The sequence below is a fragment of the Lishizhenia sp. genome, from assembly GCF_057456495.1.
The window spans coordinates 1-2,907 of record NZ_JBVCPV010000275.1 but is presented as its reverse complement, the minus strand read 5'-3'; the positions used below and the strand labels follow the sequence as shown (position 1 = coordinate 2,907).

Annotated in this window: 3 protein-coding genes; all 3 read right to left on the bottom strand. The window is 36.4% G+C overall.

From position 1 onward, the window contains the following. On the bottom strand, positions 1 to 1,010 hold a 1,010-nt coding region (locus AC22ZQ_RS13960; protein ID WP_318959375.1), incomplete at its 3' end, for a HAMP domain-containing protein. Next, entirely contained in the window at positions 1,007 to 2,140 is a 1,134-nt protein-coding gene (locus tag AC22ZQ_RS13955; RefSeq protein ID WP_318959374.1) for an ABC transporter substrate-binding protein, read from the bottom strand. The genes AC22ZQ_RS13955 and AC22ZQ_RS13960, both read right to left, overlap by 4 nt. Before the next feature lie 3 nt (positions 2,141 to 2,143). After that, positions 2,144 to 2,907: ABC transporter substrate-binding protein (locus AC22ZQ_RS13950; protein WP_318959373.1), on the bottom strand; the 764-nt coding region annotated here is incomplete at its 5' end.

The window sequence follows — 2,907 nt, the reverse complement described above, 5'->3', positions numbered from 1 at the left end:
CTGTGTTCCATTAAACCATTCACCATCGCACTCATACGATGTGTAGAGGTATTGATGTATTGTAAAAACTTTTTAGAGGTAGTATCAAGATTATCCTTGGCCTTCACTTGTAAACGCTCTGTTAAGGTATTCAGGGTTTTTAGCGGCTCTTGTAAATCATGAGAAGTAATGTAAACAAACTGTTCAAGCTCTTCATTTTTTCGTTGTATTTCGTTGTAACTGTAAGCGAGGTTGGCAGACATACGGTTGAATGATTTTGATAACTCTGCTAATTCTTTGGGGGATTGTATATCTAAAGCCCTTCCACTTTTTCCAGGTTCTGCATTTTCTGTTGCTTCGATTAATCGATGAATGGGTGAAACAATAGTTCTCGTAACGAGAAGAACGAGAAATACACCTAAAATACTTCCCACAACAATGGCAATTAAAACGAAATTAGAAACATTTTTCAGGTGCTCTTCTAACCTCGATTGCAACATGGTTAAATTGGTGGCGTATAGGTTTTCGAGTTCACTTGTTGTGTTATTTAGTTCAAAACTGAGCAGTGGGATTTCTGTTCGAACAATATTTTTAAGTTCTATAGAGTTAAGTATGGTTTGTTCATCGTGGGTAACCCATAAGATTTCGTCCATGCGTTGTATACGGACTTCAATCTTCGAAATTATCTCATCTATTTTGTCAATGAGTTTGCGTTTGTAAGGAGAATTAATTTGAATAGTGTTCAATTCATTCAATGCATGAGGCATCTCTACCTCAAGTATTTGTTTAATTCTATTGCTTGTACCAATATTGTTTTTATCCGTCCATCTATCAAATAACAATAGCATTCCCTCTCTATTCAAAGCATTGATTGATTTTAGTGCAGATAGGGCAGGGGTTATTTCACTTGCAATGACTTCATTCGTTTTACTAGCTTCTTTCGATAGATATTGATTAAAGCCCAGAACAACGGCAAGTAAAACAAAGAAAAGGGAGAAGCTCAACAAGAGAATGTTGCGTATTTTTTTCATCGTTTAACTTTAGAGAGTGTGTTTTTATCCGAGTATTGGTATAAACTAAAGTAGATACCTTTCGCGGCTCCGTTTTGGTCCATAGAAATATTCCCGCATACTCCCTGATAGAAATCTAAATCTGCAAATGAATGCTGGAGGTAAGTGGTGAGATCAGTCAAGTTTTCCTTGTTATTAGCTGTTTTTATAAAAGATAAGATGATTTCACTGGCATCCCAAGCTTGCAGAGCAGGCCAAATTGATATAGGTTTTCTATTATATTCTTGATAGTAGTTGGAAATAAATTCATTGGCTAGCGGAAAATTACCATCTGCTAAATTGAAGTAGGGGCATTCTGTTCCGATTATGCTCTCTTGAGCGTTGTGGTAATAATTAGTGTCTAATAAAACGGTACTTCCAAAGAAAGGAGCGGTTATACCTAATTTTCGAGCCTGTTGCATGGCATATCCAAAATTGGCGTAACCGAAAAATGCAATAGCGTCATATTCTTCTTCTTTTAATTCTTGCAATAATTCAATAAAGTTGGTGTCTCCCTTTTCTGTCTCTATTAGTTTACAAGAATAGCTTGTGTGCTCCATAACCTCCTCAACAGAGCGAGCGGCACGTCTCATGAAATCATTCGGGTAATAAAGTACAGCCGATTTTTTTAAACCTAACTCTATAATCCTAAATCCAATAATCTGATTGGCCTCCTCCGTTTTCTTAGCAATGGTGAAAGTGTTTTTGTTCATAGAAGACAAAAGAGAATCGCTGTTTAATGGGTTAATCAGGATGTCATTGTTCTGAGCAATTCTATCTTGTAATGCGATAGTGCCCTCTGTATTACTAATGAATACAATGTCTAAATCATGAAGTGCGTTTAAAGAGTCGTATAAATTAACGGCTTTGTATCCCTCCCAATTGTCATTGGCCCAATGAAACGTGATTTTTGGTTGATCATCTTTACGATTTGCATTGTATCTTTTGATGGACAGTGCTATTGCATTTTTTGCGGGTATACCTAAATCAATCGCTGTGCCATTAAGTGGACCTATATATGCAATATTGATTTCTTCAATTTTTTCAGTTGAACATGAATGCGCTAGTAGAGCAAAAATTGAAATAAGAAGAATGTAATATGATTTTTTCATAAGCTACTCGTACAGCGTTCGAACTTTTTTTGTTTCGCCTTTATTTACCAATTCGTATAAACTAAAATTGATTCCTTGAATACTTTTATCGTCTGTCATGTTTAAAAAACCGCAAATGCCAGAGTAATTCTTGATTTCGCTTAAGTTTTTTGTGATGAAAGCACTTAAGTTATCCTTGTCTACGTTTTTTTTATTGACATCGCGTACGGCGGAAATGAAAATATTCATGGCGTCATAGGCTTGCATGGGTGGCCAATCTGATGGAGGGGTCTGCCCATATTCAACACTGTAGTCGAGGAAAAAATCATTGGCCAAAGTTGCGTTGCCATCTTCGCGGGTAAAATAACTAAACTCAGTTCCTACGATTTCACCTTCAGAAAAGGTATAGAACTTTTCATCCAAAATTTCTGTACAACCGAAAAAAGGTGCTTCTATACCTAATTCACGCGCCTGTTTCATGGCAAAGCCAAGTTCCTCATATCCGAAAAAAGCATAGGCATCAGTACCATCATCCCTCAAAAGAGAGAGCTCTGTAGTATAGTCGTGTTGGTTGAGCTTAGTTTGAATAATTTCTACTTCTACTCCTTTCGGTTCAAGTTCTTTTTTAATCGTCAGAGCAGCGACTTCAAAAAAGTTGTAAGCAGGCCTCAGTATAGCTAACTTCTTCTTACCTAATTGTAATATTCTTTTTGAAATAACATGATTCGCTTGTTCTGTACTTTTGGCAATGAAAAATGTATTGATGGCATTATTGCGCAAATGGCTAT